Here is a 17,850-nt window from a genome sequence, read left to right as displayed (position 1 = left end):
AACGTACCGAGGGTGTGGATGGCGGCGGCGAGGCGGGGGGACCAGGGGAGGCCGCATGAGATGCGGATGCAGTGGGTGTAGCGGGGCTCGGGGGAGAAGAGGTGGCCGGGGGCGATGCTGATGCCTTTGGCGAGGGCGCGATCGTAGAGGTCGATGGCATCGACCTGCGGGGGCAGGGTGACCCAGAGGAGAAAGCCGCCCTGAGGGGAGGTGACGGTGGTGCCAGCGGGGAATTCCTCCAGGATGGCGCGGCGCATGCGGGTGACGTTCTCTGTATAGATGGTGCGGACGCTGCGGAGCCAGTGGTCATAGCCGCCTTCGGCGAGGAAGCCAGTGATGGCGAGCTCGGGGAGGGTGGCGGTGGCGAGGGTGTGGGTGAGCTTGGCCATGCGGACGGCATGGTAGTAGCGGCCGGGGACGACCCAGCCGACACGGTAGCCGGGGGCGAGGGTCTTGGAGAAGGAACTGCAAAAGAGGACGAGGCCGGAGTCGTCGTAGGACTTGCAGGTGCGGGCGCGCTTGGGGCTGAAGGGGAGCTCGCCGAAGACGTCGTCTTCGATAAGGGGGATGTCGTGCTGTTTGAGGAGGGCGACGAGGCGCTGCTTGCTCTCGTCTGGCATGGCAGCTCCCAAGGGATTGCTGCAGGCGGGGAGGGCGATGCAGGCTTGGACGGGTTGGGTTTTCAAGACGCGCTCGAAGACATCCAGCCGCAGGCCGTGCTGGAAGTCGGTGGGGATTTCGAGGGCGCGGAGGGAGAGGGCTTCGAGGACGTGGAGGATGCCGAAGTAGGTGGGGGTCTCGACGGCGACGACGTCCCCCGGTTTGGTAACGGCGCGGAGGCAGAGCATGAGGGCCTCCGTGGCGCCGCAGGTGGTGATGATGTCTGCGGGGGCGACGACGGCACCGCCTTTGAGCATGCGCTTGCTGATCTGGCGGCGCAGGAGCTCGGAGCCGGGAGGGAGATCGTACATGACGCCGCGGGCTCCGGAGTGACGAGCTTTTTCGGCGAGGATGCGGTTGAGTTTGACGGTGGGAAGGATGTCCGGGCTGGGGACTGCACCGCCGAGGGCAAGCAGATTGGAGGAGGCGACGGCGTCAAAGAGGCTGGCGTGGCGGTTGCCCAAGCTGCCGGACATGGGGACGCGGGGCGGGCCGGGGAGATCGAAGAGGGCCTGGGGCGGAGCTTTGACGAAGAAGCCGGACTTGTGCCGGGGTTCGACGAGGCCGGCGGATTCGAGCTCGACGAAGGCTTGGACGGCAGTGCTCATGCTGACGCCGTGCTGATCGCAGATGGCGCGGAGTGAGGGGGTGCGCTCGCCGGGCCGCAGGACGCCATCGTGGATCATTTTGGCCACGGTGTCGGCGATGTGTTTGTAGAGCGGCTGCGGGGGCATGGGAGGAGCAGGGGGAAGTTTGCGATTGTTTGTCGTGGTTGGCGATTGTTTTTGAGGGGGATGGAATGATGGGAGGAGCGAGTGCGATTGACCGACTTGTGAAAAAAGTGGATAGCCTGAGCAGGGGATGGGGTACTACCCGCAAAAATGGCTGGAAATGTGCCTTTCCGCATTTGCACTCGTAACGAATGGGAGCATTCTGCTCATCCCCCCTCATGAGTGCTACATTGCCGTACCGCGCAAACGCGGATTTCCTCGAGTCCAAATACGCGGACTGGAAAAAAGATGCTGGTTCAGTCGAACCACTTTGGTCATCGTTTTTTGAAGGTTTCGAACTGGGCATGGCCCGTCTCCCCACGAAAGGCTCGGAAACGGCCGGTGGCGATGCGGCCCCGCTTTCAGAGAAGACTCTCAATTTCCGCATGCGTGTTTCGAACGCGCTGCAGAGCTTCCGTGCTCTGGGCCACACCGCTGCGCATCTGGATCCGCTGGACAAAGAAGGACCTGAAGTGCCCGGGCTGACGCTGGCGGGCCTGGGATTTACGGCTGACGAGCTGGAGGAGGATGTGCAGACGCACCTGTTCCGCAACGGGCAGCCGATGAAGCTGAAAACGATGCTGGCGGAATTGCAGCGCAATTATTGCGGCAAGACGGGCTTTGAGTTCATGCACATTCACCACCCTGAAGTGCGTGCGTGGCTGCTGGACCGGATTGAAGGTCGTAATCTGGATGCCAAGCCGGCAGCCCAGGATCAGATCAACGCGTTGCGCTGGCTGCTGGAGGCTGAATCGTTCGAGCGCTTTCTGCACCGTCGTTTCGTGGGACAGAAACGTTTCTCCGTCGAAGGCGGCGAATCAATGCTGGTGGCACTGGAGACGATTCTCGAAGCCATGCCTGCCGCCGGTGGCAAAGAAATCATTCTGGGCATGGCCCATCGTGGACGTCTCAGCGTGCTGGCCAATTTCCTGCGCAAGCCGCTGGAGTATCTCTTCTATGAGTTCAGCGAGAACTATGTGCCGAACATGGTTTCTGGTGATGGTGACGTGAAGTACCACCTGGGCTTTGAAACGGTGAGGCAGACCAGCAGCGGTGATTCGATCGGGGTGATGCTCGCGCCGAATCCGAGCCATCTGGAAGCCGTGGACCCCGTGGTCGAAGGCATGGCTCGTGCACGTCAGCGTGCGCTGAATGACACCAAGGACCGCAAAAAGGTCATCCCCGTGCTCATTCATGGTGATGCCGCTTTTGCTGGCCAGGGCCTCGTGGCCGAAGTGCTGAATCTTTCCCAGCTGCCGGGCTACCGCACCGGCGGTACGGTCCATATCATCGTGAACAACCAGATCGGTTTCACCACGATGCCGGAAGATGCGCGCAGCTCCGACTATTGTACAGACGTGGCGAAGATGATCGAAGCGCCCGTTTTCCATGTGAACGGGGACTGCCCGCTGGAAGTGATGAATGCGACGCGACTCGCGTTTGAATTCCGCCAGACCTTTGGTCGTGACGTGATCGTCGACATCGTGTGCTACCGCCGTTACGGCCACAACGAAACCGACGAGCCTGGATTTACGCAGCCGAACATGGCCCGTGCGATTGCCGAGCATCCGTCCACGGCGACGCTGTTCCGTCTGGATCTGGCAGCTACTGGAGTGCTGGATGAAGCTGGGTCCGCCGCGCTGCAGCGCGAACTGGACGACGAACTGGAGCAGGGCATCACGACCCTGGCGGATCGTGACAAGAACGCCGAGGGCGGCAATCCTTTTGAAGGCAGCATGGCGATGCCACAGCCTGCCTATGACTACAACCCGGTGAAAACCGGGGTGGAACTGACGACGCTGAAAAAGATCGGCGAGCGCCTGCTTGAAGTGCCGGAGGAGTTCAACCTGCATCCGACGATTGCGAAACGCTTCCTCGCGGCGCGCAGGAAGGCCATCGAGGCGGGTGAAGGCATTGACTGGGCTTATGCGGAGTCGCTGGCCTTTGGCACGCTGCTCACGGAAGGCCACGGTGTGCGTCTGAGCGGGCAGGATGTGCGACGCGGTACTTTCAGCCAGCGTCACAGTGTGTTTTATGATTCCCAGACCCGGGAGCGTCACATTCCGCTGAACAATCTGGCTGCGGAACAGGGCCGTTACTGTGTGTACAACAGCCTTCTGTCGGAAGCTGCTGTGCTTGGTTTTGACTACGGCTACTCACTGCTGACCAGCAATCTGCTGGTGTGCTGGGAGGCGCAGTTTGGCGACTTCGTGAACGGTGCACAGGTCATCATCGACCAGTTCATCGCGAGTGCGGAAAGCAAATGGCAGCGCCCGAGCCACATCACGCTGCTGCTGCCGCATGGTTACGAAGGCCAGGGACCGGAACACTCAAGCGCAAGGCTTGAGCGCTTCCTGCAACTCTGCGCCGGTGGCAACATGCAGGTGTGCAACTTCACCACGCCCGGGCAGTACTTCCATGCGCTGCGCCGCCAGATCAAGCGCAGCACGCGCAAGCCGCTGATCGTGATGACGCCGAAGAGTCTGCTGCGGCATCCGAAGTGCGTGTCCAAGCTCAGCGACATGGCCGAGGGCACGACCTTCAAGGAAGTGCTGGACGACGAGAATCTGCTGGCTGCACCGGAGCGCATCACGCGTCTCATCCTCTGCAGCGGCAAGGTCTATTATGACCTGCTCGCCTTCCGCGAGGAGCACAAAATCAAGAACGCCGCCATCATCCGCATCGAGCAGCTTTACCCGCTGAACTACGAGATGCTGAAGGAGATCGTCGCGAAATATCCGCGTGCGCAGAAGAAGTGGATCTGGTGCCAGGAGGAGCCGCGCAACATGGGCGCCTTCTACTACATCCGCCCGCGTCTCGAAGAGCTTTCCAACCACAAGCTGCGCTACTCCGGCCGGGAGCGCAGTTCCAGCCCCGCCGCCGGTTCCAAAGCCATCCACACCCTCGAACAGGAAAACCTGGTCGAGTCGGCATTCAGCGTGTGATTCGTCCAGACTTAGATTTTCTACCACTACCCCGTCATGCCCTCAGACATTAAAATACCCGCACTCGGCGAATCCGTCGCCGGTGGTCAGATCGCCAAATGGCACTTCAAAGAAGGTGACCTCGTCAAGACTGGCGACGTCCTGCTCACGCTCGAGACCGACAAGGTCGCTGCTGAAGTCACCGCTGAAAGCAGTGGTGCCCTGCACATCGGCAAACAGGCCGGTGAAGATGTTGAGGTGGGTGGCGTGGTGGGCCAGATCGACGAAAACGCGACCGCTCCTGCTGCGAAGGCCGAAGCTCCGAAGCCAGCGCCAGCAGCAGCCGCTGCTCCGGCACCTGCGGCCAAGGCCGAGCCGGAAAAGCCTGCGAACGTCACCGAATTCAAAGTGGTGCCGAAGCCTGAACCCGCGCCTGCACCGGCTGCCAAGGCTGCACCAGAAGGACGTATCACGCGCAAGAAGATGAGCCCGCTGCGCAAGAAGATTGCGGACCAGCTGGTCAGTGCACAGCGCACGGCCGCCATCCTCACCACCTTCAACGAATGTGACATGAGCAACGTGATGGCGCTGCGTTCGAAGCTGCAGGACGCCTTTGTGGCGAAGAACGGCGTGAAGCTCGGCTTCATGAGCTTCTTCATCAAGGCGGTGGTCGAGGCCCTCAAGGCGGTGCCGCAGGTCAATGTGCGTGTTGAAGGGGAAGAAATCGTGCAGCAGCACTTCTTTGATATCGGCGTGGCCGTGGGTACGGAGCGCGGCCTGATCGTGCCTGTGCTGCGTGATGCGGACCAGAAGAGTTTTGCGGAGCTGGAGAAGGACATTCTCGGCTACGCGGCCAAGGCCAAGGAAGGCAAGATCCAGGTCAGCGATCTTGCCGGCGGTGTTTTCACCATTTCCAATGGCGGTGTGTACGGCTCCCTGCTCAGCACCCCGATCATCAATCCTCCGCAGAGTGCGATCCTCGGCATGCACAGCATCCAGCAGCGTCCGGTGGCGGTCGATGGCCAGGTGGTGATCCGTCCGATGATGTACCTCGCGCTCAGCTACGATCACCGCGTTGTCGATGGCAAGGAAGCCGTGTCGTTCTTGATTCGCATCAAGGATTGCATCGAAAACCCGGCCAGAATGCTGGTGGGTGCGTAATATCTGCCAGAGTGCAGATATTATTGCTGAACAAAGCTGCTGCCATACGTTCTCATCTTCACAGTGAAGCTGCTCTAAATGGCATTTGAGACCTCCAGTACGATTCCAATGACCGAAGCGCCTGCGCCGAAAGGCTGGGGCGTGTGGTTGCGGAACAAGTTTCTGGCGGGGCTGGCGCTTGCGCTGCCGCTGATCATCACGTTCTGGATCTTGTCCTTTGTCTATGACCTGCTGCACGCCTGGAGCAAGCCGGTGCTGGGGCAGGCGGTGAACCTCGTCAATGAGTTCAGTGACGAGCCGATCCTGAACATTGAGGATCCGAAGCTGGAAAGCCTCACCAATTTCATTGGTTTCCTGTTTTCGGTGCTGGCCATTTTGGGTCTTGGCTTCATGGCCACCAACGTGATCGGCGTGCACGTTGTCACTGCGGTCGACAAATTGCTGCTGCGCATTCCGCTGGTGGCGGTGATCTACCGGCCGCTGAAGCAGGTGATTGATGCCTTTCGCAGCCTGGGTGGCACGAAGCAGAATTTCAAGCGGGTCGTGTACATAGACTATCCGGTCCCCGGCATGCGCATGATCGGCTTTGCCACCGGGCAGTACTGTGATCCACAGACAGGCAAGGCGATGACCTGCGTCCTGCTGCCGACGGCGCCGAGTCCAATGACGGGCATTCTTCTCGTGGTGGATTCGGAGAAGATCACGGATGCGCCGATCACGATTGAAGAGGCGATGAAGATGATCATTTCCGGCGGGCTGGTTTCGCCGCTCAATGCCGTGGCGCCGCTGAATCAAAAACCGCCAATGACACCCCTGCCTGAGCAGTTGCCGGTACCTGAACCTGAGTTTGAGCTGCCTGCCGGTCTGCCGCGTGCGGAGGATTTTGATGCGGGAGACACGGAGATCCTGGCGCAATCCATGGACATCAAGAGTGGAAAACGCTGGCTGCGTGCCCTGCCATGGAAGAAACGCTGAGTCCATGCTGATCACCGACTGGAAAACATGGGAGCCGGGCGTTCGTGCGACACTGATGTTCGTCATCGATGAAGCAAAGCGCGAAGTTTTGCTCATTCGTAAAAAGCGTGGCCTGGGTGCCGGCAAGATCAACGGACCCGGCGGCAAGATGGATCCTGGCGAGACCTCGCTGCAATGCGCGGTGCGTGAAACGCAGGAGGAACTCGGAGTGACCGCGCTGAATCCGGTGCACCACGGTGAGCTTTGGTTTCAGTTCGTGGATGGTCTGTGCATGCACGTCGATGTGTATGTAGCCACGCAGCATGAAGGGGCGGCGGTGGAAACACCCGAGGCGGTGCCGCTCTGGACCTCGCTGGATGCGCTGCCTTTTGATGAAATGTGGGCGGATGACATCCACTGGCTGGCGCAGACATTGATCGAACGCCGGCGATTCATGGGACGGTTCACCTTTGATGACGACACCATGCTGTCGCATGAAGTGAAGTGGCTGTAATTTTTTGATTCCAGACCGGTGATGATCGTGGCTATCATTGAGGCATGAAATGTCTTTTGCTTCTGTGCGGTGTTCTGGGGTTCCCACTGGCCTGCCTGGCCGCACCCAATGAACCGCCGAACATCGTTTTGGTGATGGCGGATGATCAAGGCTGGGGTGACATGGCCTACAACGGGCATCCGCATCTCAAGACGCCGAATTTTGATGCGCTGGCGAAGGAGGGGATTCGATTTGACCAGTTTCATGCCGCCGCACCGGTGTGCTCCCCGACGCGCGGCAGTGTGATGACGGGGCGTACTCCCAACCGGTTTGGCTGTTTTTCCTGGGGGAATTCGCTGCGCCCGCAGGAAATAACAATCGCTGAGGCGCTGAAAACCGCTGGCTATGCGACCGGGCACTTTGGCAAATGGCACTTGGGCTCAGTGCAAAAGGCCAGCCCGGTCAGTCCCGGAGCGAGCGGATTCGATGAGTGGGTCTCCTCTCCCAATTTCTTTGATCTAGACCCGGTGCTCAGCGTGCAGGGCAAGGCCACGCAGTTCAAAGGGGATAGTTCCGACGTGACGGTGGAGGAAGCGCTGAAGTTCATCCGGCGTTGCGGGGAAAAGAAGCAGCGATTTCTCGCAGTGGTGTGGTTTGGCTCTCCGCATGATCCGCATCAGGCTCTGGAGTCAGACCGGGCGCCCTATGCGGGGCTGCCCGAGAAGCAGCAGCATTTTTATGGTGAGATCACGGCGATGGACCGCGCATTTGGCAGGCTCAGGACGGAGCTGCGGGACATGGATCTGCGCGAGAACACTCTCTTATGGTACTGCAGCGACAACGGTGCGCTGCCGAAGGTCGGTTCCACGGGTGGTCGTCGGGGATTCAAAGGGCAGATCTATGAAGGCGGCCTGGCGGTGCCCGCTTTGATGGAATGGCCTGCGGTGTTTCATGAGCCCAAAGTCATCGCTGCTCCCTGTGTGACCTCCGACATCTATCCCACGGTGCTGGAGATCGCAGGCGTGAGCATGGAAAAGCAGCCACCGCTTGATGGCATCGACATCATGCCGCTGCTGACGGGGGAGGAGACGAAGCGTTCGCGCCCCATAGGATTCTGGGAATCAGGCAAGAAAGGAATCAGCACGCCCTCCAAAGCATGGATGGACGAATTGCTGGCAGCACAAACGAAAGGTGAAGAACCTGCCGATCCGACGCGCCTGCTTCCAGATGCCGCTAAAATCGGTGAACCCGTGTCACTGACTGAATTTTCGGGGCATGCCGCCTGGCTGGACTGGCCGTGGAAACTGCACCGGATCGAAAATAAAAAGACTCATGAGGTGTCCTGGGAGCTGTACAATCTGGTCAGAGATCCTGACGAGAGCACGGTCCTGCTGGCCGAACAGCCCGAACGAGTGCCGGAAATGCAAAAAAATCTCGAAGAGTGGCTCGAGAGCGTGGCGCGAAGCCTGAATGGCGAAGATTATGCGGGTGAGAAAGGCGTGAGTAAGTAAAAAGGGAGCCTATCTGACTCCCTTGAGCCCCATCCACCGCTGGGCTGGGGTGCAGAAAAAAGGTCTTTTTTAGTACACGCTTGCCAGCTCCTCATTGAGTGCTAGTTAGTGGACGGAGTTGAAGAGTGATTTTGCCGAAAGGTTAGGATTTCAAATTTATCAGGGATTCTAGAATTTCAAAAATTTACTCCAAATTCTAAAAATATCTTGCGGCAGTAGGATGTTTCGTGTTACTATAACTTCAATTGCGGGTATAGCTTAGTGGTAAAGTTCCAGCCTTCCACGCTGGCCATGTGGGTTCGATTCCCACTACCCGCTCTGAGGACACGACCACATCTGTAAATCTATCTTTATCTGCCGCCTATGAAAACTGTCCCATTTTCTCGCATTGCGGGTATCTCTGCCTGCGTTTTCATGTTGGCGGTCTCAGGTGCCTCGGCGCAGGCGGCTTCGAATTGCACTGAAATTTCGAATGACGTCCGGGTCGCAGTTGAAAAAGACCCTTCCAAGGTTCTGATGGTTGTGGAAGATGCGCTCGTGATCAATGAAGGCTGTGCGGCTGACATTGTGAAAACGGCGATCATTGCCTCCAAGGCTGATGCGACCTTGGCTGGTCAAATCGTTCAGACCGGCGTTTCGGTGGCCCCGAAAATGGCTGGTGTCATCAATGACGCCGCAAGCTCTATCGTTCCAGGTCTCGCGGCTGCCGCACCTGCGACTGATCTCGAACGTCCGATCACGGTGTCTGGGAAGAATCCCAAAAACCCCATTGTCGTTGACAAGAATCCTGTCGTCCCGACTTCGGAACCCGATTTCTACATTCCATCCAGCATTCGTGGAGTGTTTCTCCTCATGCCGCCTGTTTCGGGCCCACTGCCTCCGCGGATCATCACCAATCCGGTGTCTCCATCCAACTCGATCCCTTGATCTTCTGAGATCTTTTTAAAGCGGTACACTCCACTCTGAAATTCGAAACTGCTCCTGACTTTCATGCGCTCCAAACTGGCAATGCTTATCCTGGCAGTCGCTGTACTCAGCCCAGCGGCATTGCGTGCGCAGGGACTGGTGGCGATCCAGAACTACTCGGCGGATTTTAAAAACGAGCAGCCGCTCACGTTTTCGATCACTGGCGATACCGGTTATGACGTGCTCAAGTACAAGGTGCCTTCGTCCTCGCTGAGCAACATTGATTCGTGGTACATGCAGGCGGGTGCAGGGACGTCCTACACCCATGCGGACCAGACCACGCCCTACAGCTTCAGTCTTGAGGGCAGCGTCCTTGAATACGTGAACGGGGTGCCGGTTTACGGCAGCACCTTCTACAATGGCAGGGCGACCTTCAATTTTGAGCACGCGTTTTCAGAACGACTGAAGATCAGCAACAACTTCTATGTCACCTACGGGACCAATCCCAACAGTGCATTTGGCTACGGTGCCACCAGCGCCCTGTGGAACGGGCAGTTTCTGTACGGATACAACAATTTCAATGTGAGCTACGCATGGACGCCAAGGTTCTCGACCACAACGTCCTACACGTTCGACGGCATCGCCTACGAGGAGTCGACGGTTGCCACCTCGCAGGACCGTTATTCGCATCTGCTTGCCCAGCAATTTGCCTATAAAATTACGCAGCGGACCAGTCTGACGGCAGAGTATCGCTACCGCCTGACGGACTACACCAAGAGCGGGTTCCAAAACTACCATTCACATTTCGCCCTGGCTGGAGTCGACCATGCATGGAGCGAGAACATGTCCACCTCAGTGCGGGCTGGTGCGGAACTTTACCAAAACGGCAATGGGAGCCAAACGAAACCCTATGCTGAAGCCGCGCTCAACTATGCGGTGGCTAAGCAGACGCAGCTGCGCTGGTTTACGATGCTGGGTTTCAACGGTGCGCTGCTCGGCAGCTACAGAAGCAGCTATGGGGTGAACACCGGCGTGCAGCTGAACCATCAGGTCACCAAGCGTTTCAGCGTCAACGGCGGAGCGAGCTATGCGCACTCGGAGCTCTCAGGGGGCACCACTCCGGATCAGACGCAGGACTCGGTTTTCCTCAATGCAGGCATTGGCTATCAACTGATGGACAACGTCAATCTGAACGCCAACTACTCATTCTCCACGCAGCTGTCGAACAACGATCTGGTGGAATTCAATCGCAACCGAGTCTCCCTCGGAGCCACGGCCACCTTTTAGTCCCAACAGCCAAAACAGCAATCCGCCGGCGGGCAGATTCCGACTTCGCGAATCTCCCGCTGGCGGCATTTCAAGACCGCTTTCTTAACCTCTCCGAATAATCAAACCCGAGCAGTCATGAACGAGTCTGGCACCGAACTGCAAAAGCATGCGATGGACACCTGGCAGGTGGTCAAGAATCGCTTTGGGCTCATCTCGCTTTCGTTCATTCTGATCTTCGCGGCGGCGGCGGTGCTCACCTACATCATGCCGCGCAAGTATCGCGGGCATGTCGAAATGACCATTGAGCGTATCACGCAGGACATCAATGTGTTCGATCGCAACCGCAGTGACGGCCTCGCCTTCACGCAGGAGTACATCAAAACTCAGTTCGAGACGATCACCAAGCCCACCACGCTTTATCCGGTGATCGAAAAACTCGAGCTCACCAAAAAGTGGGAGCTGCCCAACCGCCAGGCGGCACTGGCGAGACTGCGCTCCAATCTGGATACGCAGTCGATGCTGCGCTCAGATTTTGTCACCATTGATTATTACGACCAGGATTCCCAGCTTGCGGCCGCCATCGCCAATGAAGTGGCCAAGAGCTACATGGATCAGCGCAACAGCATTGAGAGCGGCAAGAAGCAGAAGGCCCTCGACGTGCTGCAGCAGCAAATTTCGGAGCAGGAGGCTCTTCGTGGTCAGGCGCAAGTGCGTGCGCAGGAGGCCCGACGCAAGGCCGGCATTGTGGGCGACTGGATCGTCGGCGGCGGCAGTTCGCTGAATCCTGGCGGTGAGATGCGCAGTGAAAAAGACTCCATGGTCATCTCACGTGAGCAGGCTCTCATGATCGCCGATCAGGAAATTTTGACGCTGCAGTCAGAGATCGACCAGGTGAGCAAGCTGACCCCCGAGCAACTCATTGACCAGGCTTCCGGACTTAAACTGGAAAATCAAAACATCACCGCCATTACGTCGAAGCTGCAGGACCTCAAGGTGGCGCGTGAAGGCCTGATGAATGAAGGGCGTGGGCGCCTGCACCCGCAGGTGCTGAGTGTGGACAGCCAGATGGCTGAATACCAAAAGCTCATCCAGGCAGAAGCCAAAGCGCATGTGGCTGGTCTGCAAAACCGGCAGGATGCTTCGAGAAAAAGACGTGAAGCCCTCAAGGAGTACAATGAGGACGCCAAGCAGGAGCTGCAGAACATGTCGTCTCTTTACACCGAGTACAAGACGGCCAAGGACGAAGTCACTTACCTGGAAGATTTGCTGGTGAAAATGCGCTCACGCTTCTTCGAGGAAAAAGCGGGCATCGAGCTCGTGAAATCTCCCGCCACCATTTATTCGGAAGCAGAGCCGGAAGGAAAGCCTGCCAAGCCGAACGTGCCGCTGCATCTCGCGCTGGGTGGTGTGCTGGGACTCATGTTTGGTCTGGGCCTCGCCTTCTTCCTGGAATACATGGACACGACGGTGAAGAACCTGGATGACGTGGAGCGGTACCTCGGTGTGCCCGTTTTGGCGGTAGTGCCCAAGGATGTGGGAGTGCTGCACCGCTCCAGTGGTTTCAATCCTGACGCCGAAGCGTATCGCATTCTGCGCACGAACATCGAATTCAACCGCAAAACGCCGGACGCCAACTGTCTCAGTGTGGTCAGCGGCGGAGCAGGTGAGGGGAAATCTACGACGATGGTGAACCTCGCCTATGTGTGCGCGCAGGGTGGCTACAACGTGCTGCTTATCGACGCCGATTTGCGCCGTCCGAGCCTGCACACACATTTTGATGTGAGCCACGCCACGGGCCTGACCAATTACCTCACCACGGACATCCGGCTGGAAGATGTGGTGCTGCGCACGCCGGTGGAAAATCTCTTCTTCCTTCCCAGCGGCCTGCTGCCGGCGGACAGCGCGGGATTGCTCAATTCCCAGCGCATGGTGGATCTGATCACCGAAGTCAAAAGCCGCTTTGACCTCGTCTTGATCGACTCCCCGCCGATCCTTGGCGTCAGCGACGCGTCGGTGCTCGCCAATCTGGCGGATATGACGATGATCGTGGTGCAGCACCGCAAGCTGCCGCGCCACATGCTCATGCGCGTGAAGCAGGGCGTGGAAAATGTCGGCGGCAAGGTGGTGGGGGTGGTCCTCAACAACGTGGATCTGCGCAGCGATGCTCAGTACCAATACTACACCAGCTACTACACGTACTACTCGCCGACGAATTCGCCTAACGGCGGCTCGGGAGGGAAGTCCCGCCGTCGCAAGATCAAAGCCGAAACCACCGCCACCGCACTGGGCGGCTCCCAGTCAGTTTCGCGACTGGATGGTGACGATGTCTTTTAATTTCATTCCAACACGCACTGTATGAACACACGCATTCTCTCCTGCCTCTTCGCTGTCTGCGCCCTGACAACAGCGCAGGCACAGAACGGTGAAATCGCCCTGCACCCGAACAACCGCGTCACGATCTCCATCGGGGGCATCCCTGACAATGAAGTGCCGCAGATCAGCAAGGTGTACACGATCAGTGACAACGGCACGATCAACCTACTCCACATTGGCGAGGTGCGCGCCGCCGGCCTCAAGCCTTCCACCCTGCAGCGCACCATCGAGCAGACCTACATTGCGCGTGAAATTTATACCCGGCCGACGGTGACGGTGACGACCAATGACAGTGCCACCACAGCCCAGATGATTTATGTCGTCGGCGGCATCAAGGGCAACGGCACGGTGCCTTACAATTCCAGCATGACCATTCTCAAAGCCATCTCCGCCGCCGGCGGCTTTTCACCCTTTGCCAAGCCCAGCAGGACGAAGCTGATCCGCAATGGTGTGACCACCGAGATCAACCTCAAGGACATCAGCAACGATCCTTCCCGCGACATCAAGCTCCAGCCTGATGATCAGATCATCGTGCCGGATTGAGACTGAAAACTTCGGACGTGATGAACTCACGATTTTTGCTTTCCATCGTTGCTCTGGCGCTTTGCGTTGCCTCGACGGTGGAGGCACAAAACACCAAAATAGCATTGAAAGCGGGTGACCGCATCGTGCTCTCCATTCGCGGTATTCCGGCCGAGGACGCTTCGCAGATCAGCAAGGTGTACGACATCAGTGATGGCGGGACCATCAACTTGATGAATGTCGGCGAGGTAAAGGCGGCGGGCTTCAAGCCTTCCGAATTGCAACGCGTCATTGAGCAGACGTACATCAAACATGAAGTCTACATGTTTCCGACGGTGACCGTTTGGGATGCTCGCGCCGGGTTAATCTATGTCACGCATGTTGGCAGGAAAAACTTCCCGCGGCCCTACAATCCCAGTATGACCCTCCTGAAGACCATCGCTATGACTGGACGCTTTTCTTTCCGTGGCAACGGTCCGATCAAGTTGATCCGCAATGGCGTCACCACCGAGTTCAAAGACAAGGACCTCGGCAGGGATCCTTCCCGCAACTTCAAGCTCCAGCCTGATGATCAGATTATCGTGCCGGATTGAGGAAGCGAAGGTTGTTGGGTGGAGAGGGATCGACTATGCGCTACCGCTCCCAAAAGGGGATCAAGATGATCCCCCTCCGACGAGTGGCACTCATCCGCTAGAGCCCCAGATCCGTCACAGCGCCCTGGCTGGCGTTGCTGGTGAGCTTGGCGTACTTGGCGAGGACGCCGTGGGTGTAGCGGGGCTTGGGCTGCTTCCATTTGGCGAGGCGTGCCTTCAGCTCTGTGGCAGGAATGCCGAGGGTGATGGCGCGTTTTTCGGCGTCGATGGTGATGGGGTCGCCATTTTTGATGACGGCGATGGGGCCGCCGACAAAAGCTTCGGGGGTGACGTGGCCGACGACGAAGCCGTGGCTGCCGCCGCTGAAGCGGCCATCGGTGATGAAGGCGACGTCTTTGCCGAGGCCTTTGCCCATGATGGCGGAGGTGGGGGAGAGCATTTCGCGCATGCCGGGGCCGCCTTTCGGGCCTTCCATGCGGACGACGATGACGTGGCCTTTCTTGACCTTGTCATTGAGGATGGCCTGCAGGGCGGTTTCTTCGGATTCGAACACGATGGCCTTGCCTTCGAACTTGAGGCCTTCCTTGCCGGAGATTTTGCCGACGGCGCCTTCGGGGCAGAGGTTGCCTTTGAAGATGACGAGGTGGCTGTCCTTCTTGAGGGGATTGCTGAGCGGGCTGACGATCTTCTGATCCTTGGGCCAGAAGATTTTGGAGTTCTTCATGTTCTCCTTCATCGTCTTGCCGGTGACGGTGAGGCAGTCGCCGTGCATGAGGCCTTCGTTCACGAGGATGCGGATGAGCGGGACGGTGCCGCCGATCTTCACGAGGTCGTTCATGAAGTACTTGCCGCTGGGCTTGAGGTCTGCCAGCACGGGGGTCTTCTTGCCAATGCGGACGAAGTCCTCGATGCCGAGCTTCACGCCGGCGCTGTGGGCCATGGCGATGAGGTGCAGGACGGCGTTGGTGCTGCCGCCGAGGGTGATGATGAGGGTGATGGCGTTTTCGAAGGCCTCCTTCGTCATGATGTCGCGGGGAGTGATGCCCTTCTTGATCATGTTCATGACGGCTGCGCCGGCGTCGAAGCAGTCGATGAGCTTTTCATTGCCGACGGCGGACTGGGCGCCGGAGTTTGGGAGGCTCATGCCGAGGGCCTCGATGGCGCTGGCCATGGTGTTGGCGGTGTACATGCCGCCGCAGGAGCCTTCGCCCGGGATGGCGTGCTCTTCGATGTCGATGAGCTCCTTGTCATTGATGAGGCAGTTGGCGTGCTTGCCGACGGCTTCGAAAACGGTGACGATGTCTGCGTCCTTCTTTTCAGGGCCGACGCAGCCGGGGAGGATGGTGCCGCCGTAAACGAAGACGCTGGGGCGATTGAGGCGTGCCATGGCCATGAGGCAGCCGGGCATGTTTTTGTCGCAACCGCCGATAGCGACGAAGCCGTCCATGCCTTCGCAGCCGACGACGGTTTCGATGGAGTCGGCGATGACTTCACGGGAGACGAGGGAGTATTTCATCCCTTCGGTGCCCATGGAGATGCCATCCGAGATGGTGATGGTGTTGAAGATCATGCTCTTGCCACCGGCGGCGTCCGCGCCCTTTGCGGCTTCTCTGGCCAGGCGGTCGATGTGCATGTTGCACGGGGTGACCATGCTCCAGAGGGAGGCGATGCCGATCTGGGATTTTTTGAAGTCTTCACGCTTGAAGCCGACGGCGTGCAGCATGGCGCGGCTGGCGGCGCGGTCCACCCCATCGACAACGATGGCGCTGTGTTTGCGGTGGAGGTCGGTCTTGGCGGCGGAGGCTTTCTTGGGCATGGTTAGTGGGTGGATTTGGAGAGATCAAAATGGCAGGCATGATCCGTCACGCAAGCTGCCTTTGAAGCAGCACTGGCGCAGGGTTTGGCAATTACGGCGTGGTTTCTGGCGTTCAAAGCGCGATAAGAAAGGTGTGAACTTGTATTGCCGATGCACCTTTGTTTTCCTGGCCCTGGCATCTGTCCTGACTGCGGCAGATCAGGCCGCGCCTTTGGACTTCAACCTCTACATGGAAGGGAAGTATGTGTATGAGCGCAACTGCATCGTCTGCCATGGGCAGAGGGGGGATGGGAACGGGGAGCTGAGCCCGACGCTGAAGCCGAAGCCGAGGTCGTTTCGGGAGGGAATGTTTAAATTTCGATCCACACCGTATGGCATGCTGCCGACGGATGAGGATCTGCGCCGGACCATCACGCATGGGCTGAGCGGGACGGCGATGGGGGCGTTTACCCATCTGTCGGCGGAGGATCTGGATGCGGTGATCGTTTACCTGAAGTCGTTTTCACGCCGGTGGAAGAAGGCGGAGAATCATGCGCCTGCGATGAAGTTTCCTGCGCAGCCGGAGTGGTTCAAGGCGGGGGATGTGATCAAGATGCATGAGGAGGCGGGGAAGAAGCTCTTTGCCGCCAACTGCATGGCCTGCCATGGCGAAAAGGCGGATGGCAAGGGGCCTGCTGCCATCGCTTTGAAGGACATCTGGGGCATCCAAGCAGCTCCAGCCGACCTGCGGCAGCCGCATTTAAGATGCGGTGATGCGCCGGCGGATGTGTTTCGCGTGCTGGCCACGGGATTGAACGGGACACCGATGGTGAGCTTTGAGGCCACGCTGACTGAGGCGCAGCGGTGGGACATCATTGCCTTCATCTTGAGCGTGAGGCTGCCATCGGTGCCGGTGCTGTGAGAGGGGCGTTTATTGACAGACTGCGTGATGTCTTATGAATGAGTATTTGCCTCGGGAGGCTGATCCTTTAGCCTTGCAGGTGTATGAGCCAAACTTCCCGTACTCCTGAGAACATTGAAACGTCCTTTGCCCCTTTTCGTCAGAAAATGGAGGCCGAAGGGTTGAGTGAGTCTGCCATTCGTGCGTTTCGCGGCAGCTATGCGGCGCTGCTGGCGGGTGAGACGGGGATGATTCCTGAGGACACGATCTCACCGGCGAAGGATCTGCCTTGTGCGGATGCGCTGACGGCTCCGGCGGCGGAGCGCGCGGCGGCATTGCTCAAGCAGACGGTGATCATCAAGCTGAACGGGGGGCTCGGCACGGGCATGGGGCTGGAGAAAGCGAAGTCGCTGCTGCCGGTGCGTGGCGAGGACACGTTTCTCGATTTGATCGCCCGGCAGATTTTGCTGCTGCGCTCCCAGACGGGGGGCGAGGTGCCGATGTTCATGCTGATGAACAGCTTTAGCACGTCGGCCGACACGGCTGGGCATCTGGCGAAACGCTTTCCGCAACTGGGCGGCACCGAAACGTGGGAGCTGATGCAGAACAAGGTGCCGAAGGTGCTGGCAAGCTCGCTGGAGCCTGCGACGTCACCCGGCAGTCCGGATCAGGAATGGTGCCCGCCGGGGCATGGCGACATCTATGCCTGCCTCGCGGGATCGGGCTGGCTGGAGCGTCTGCTCAGCAATGGTGTGAGGTATGCTTTTGTGTCGAATTCGGACAACCTGGGGGCGACGCTGGATCCGGCGATTCTCGCGTGGTTTGCCGACAGCGGCATGCCGTTTGCGATGGAGGTGACGCGCCGGACGGAGTCGGACAAGAAGGGCGGGCATCTGGCGGTGCGCTTGAGCGACGGGCGCTTCCTGCTGCGCGAGTCGGCGCAGTGTCCAAAGGCCGACGAGGGGCATTTTCAAAACATTGACCAGCATCGTTATTTCAACACGAACAACCTGTGGAT

The 17,850-nt window shown here is 58.7% G+C and carries 14 protein-coding genes and 1 tRNA gene; 13 read left to right on the top strand and 2 right to left on the bottom strand.

Features of this window, described 5'->3' with window-relative positions:
- Positions 1-1,394, bottom strand: a 1,394-nt coding sequence (locus ACIREA_RS09575; protein WP_397382042.1) for a PLP-dependent aminotransferase family protein, incomplete at its 3' end; no start/stop codon positions are given.
- Positions 1,395-1,582: 188 nt separating this feature from the next.
- Between ACIREA_RS09575 and ACIREA_RS09570 the strand changes: the two genes are divergently transcribed.
- The 11 genes from ACIREA_RS09570 to ACIREA_RS09520 all read left to right on the top strand — a co-directional run bounded on the left by ACIREA_RS09570 (position 1,583) and on the right by ACIREA_RS09520 (position 14,136).
- On the top strand, positions 1,583-4,375 hold the full coding sequence (locus ACIREA_RS09570) for a 2-oxoglutarate dehydrogenase E1 component (protein ID WP_397382041.1): 2,793 nt from the start codon (positions 1,583-1,585) through the stop codon (positions 4,373-4,375).
- Between the two features lie 36 nt (positions 4,376-4,411).
- Positions 4,412-5,515: a dihydrolipoyllysine-residue succinyltransferase gene (gene sucB / locus ACIREA_RS09565; protein ID WP_397382040.1), complete on the top strand. Its 1,104-nt coding sequence runs from the start codon at positions 4,412-4,414 to the stop codon at positions 5,513-5,515.
- Positions 5,516-5,593: 78 nt separating this feature from the next.
- Entirely contained in the window at positions 5,594-6,490 is an 897-nt protein-coding gene (locus ACIREA_RS09560) for a DUF502 domain-containing protein (RefSeq protein ID WP_397382039.1), read from the top strand.
- Between the two features lie 4 nt (positions 6,491-6,494).
- On the top strand, positions 6,495-6,983 hold the full coding sequence (locus ACIREA_RS09555; RefSeq protein WP_397382038.1) for an 8-oxo-dGTP diphosphatase: 489 nt from the start codon (positions 6,495-6,497) through the stop codon (positions 6,981-6,983).
- 44 nt (positions 6,984-7,027) lie between these two features.
- A complete protein-coding gene (locus tag ACIREA_RS09550) occupies positions 7,028-8,473 on the top strand; it encodes a sulfatase-like hydrolase/transferase (RefSeq protein ID WP_397382037.1) in 1,446 nt (481 codons plus the stop codon).
- A 247-nt stretch (positions 8,474-8,720) separates the two neighbouring features.
- Positions 8,721-8,791, top strand: a tRNA-Gly gene (locus ACIREA_RS09545).
- Between the two features lie 219 nt (positions 8,792-9,010).
- On the top strand, positions 9,011-9,400 hold the full coding sequence (locus ACIREA_RS09540; protein ID WP_397382036.1) for a hypothetical protein: 390 nt from the start codon (positions 9,011-9,013) through the stop codon (positions 9,398-9,400).
- A gap of 63 nt (positions 9,401-9,463) precedes the next feature.
- On the top strand, positions 9,464-10,666 hold the full coding sequence (locus tag ACIREA_RS09535) for an outer membrane beta-barrel protein (RefSeq protein WP_397382035.1): 1,203 nt from the start codon (positions 9,464-9,466) through the stop codon (positions 10,664-10,666).
- Between the two features lie 117 nt (positions 10,667-10,783).
- Positions 10,784-12,982 (top strand): GumC family protein, encoded by a 2,199-nt coding sequence (locus ACIREA_RS09530; RefSeq protein WP_397382034.1) that lies wholly within the window; start codon positions 10,784-10,786, stop codon positions 12,980-12,982.
- Between the two features lie 21 nt (positions 12,983-13,003).
- On the top strand, positions 13,004-13,564 hold the full coding sequence (locus ACIREA_RS09525; RefSeq protein ID WP_397382033.1) for a polysaccharide biosynthesis/export family protein: 561 nt from the start codon (positions 13,004-13,006) through the stop codon (positions 13,562-13,564).
- 20 nt (positions 13,565-13,584) lie between these two features.
- Positions 13,585-14,136, top strand: coding sequence for a polysaccharide biosynthesis/export family protein (locus ACIREA_RS09520; protein WP_397382032.1), 552 nt, complete (start codon positions 13,585-13,587; stop codon positions 14,134-14,136).
- A gap of 97 nt (positions 14,137-14,233) precedes the next feature.
- On the opposite strand, the gene ilvD is transcribed toward ACIREA_RS09520, so the two are convergent.
- Entirely contained in the window at positions 14,234-15,952 is a 1,719-nt protein-coding gene (gene ilvD, locus ACIREA_RS09515) for a dihydroxy-acid dehydratase (protein ID WP_397382031.1), read from the bottom strand.
- 211 nt (positions 15,953-16,163) lie between these two features.
- Here ilvD and ACIREA_RS09510 point away from each other — a divergent pair, with 211 nt between their 5' ends.
- Together ACIREA_RS09510 and ACIREA_RS09505 are read left to right on the top strand one after the other, a co-directional pair.
- A complete protein-coding gene (locus ACIREA_RS09510; protein WP_397382030.1) occupies positions 16,164-16,853 on the top strand; it encodes a c-type cytochrome in 690 nt (229 codons plus the stop codon).
- An 83-nt stretch (positions 16,854-16,936) separates the two neighbouring features.
- Positions 16,937-17,850: UTP--glucose-1-phosphate uridylyltransferase (locus tag ACIREA_RS09505; RefSeq protein ID WP_397382029.1), on the top strand; the 914-nt coding region annotated here is incomplete at its 3' end.

It is taken from the genome of Prosthecobacter sp. (genome assembly GCF_044373815.1).
Classification (GTDB): Bacteria; Verrucomicrobiota; Verrucomicrobiia; order Verrucomicrobiales; family Verrucomicrobiaceae; genus Prosthecobacter.
The sequence above is the reverse complement of the archived record's forward strand: the minus strand, read 5'-3'. Positions and strand labels throughout refer to the sequence as shown.

Excerpts from the sequence above, each read along its gene's own strand:
- ACIREA_RS09550 (WP_397382037.1), top strand. The coding sequence starts at position 7,028 with ATGAAATGTCTTTTGCTTCTGTGCGGTGTTCTGGGGTTCCCACTGGCC.
- ACIREA_RS09535 (WP_397382035.1), top strand. The coding sequence starts at position 9,464 with ATGCGCTCCAAACTGGCAATGCTTATCCTGGCAGTCGCTGTACTCAGC.
- ilvD (WP_397382031.1), bottom strand. The coding sequence starts at position 15,952 with ATGCCCAAGAAAGCCTCCGCCGCCAAGACCGACCTCCACCGCAAACAC.
- ACIREA_RS09530 (WP_397382034.1), top strand. The coding sequence starts at position 10,784 with ATGAACGAGTCTGGCACCGAACTGCAAAAGCATGCGATGGACACCTGG.
- ACIREA_RS09525 (WP_397382033.1), top strand. The coding sequence starts at position 13,004 with ATGAACACACGCATTCTCTCCTGCCTCTTCGCTGTCTGCGCCCTGACA.
- ACIREA_RS09560 (WP_397382039.1), top strand. The coding sequence starts at position 5,594 with ATGGCATTTGAGACCTCCAGTACGATTCCAATGACCGAAGCGCCTGCG.
- ACIREA_RS09520 (WP_397382032.1), top strand. The coding sequence starts at position 13,585 with ATGAACTCACGATTTTTGCTTTCCATCGTTGCTCTGGCGCTTTGCGTT.
- ACIREA_RS09570 (WP_397382041.1), top strand. The coding sequence starts at position 1,583 with ATGGGAGCATTCTGCTCATCCCCCCTCATGAGTGCTACATTGCCGTAC.
- sucB (WP_397382040.1), top strand. The coding sequence starts at position 4,412 with ATGCCCTCAGACATTAAAATACCCGCACTCGGCGAATCCGTCGCCGGT.
- ACIREA_RS09555 (WP_397382038.1), top strand. The coding sequence starts at position 6,495 with ATGCTGATCACCGACTGGAAAACATGGGAGCCGGGCGTTCGTGCGACA.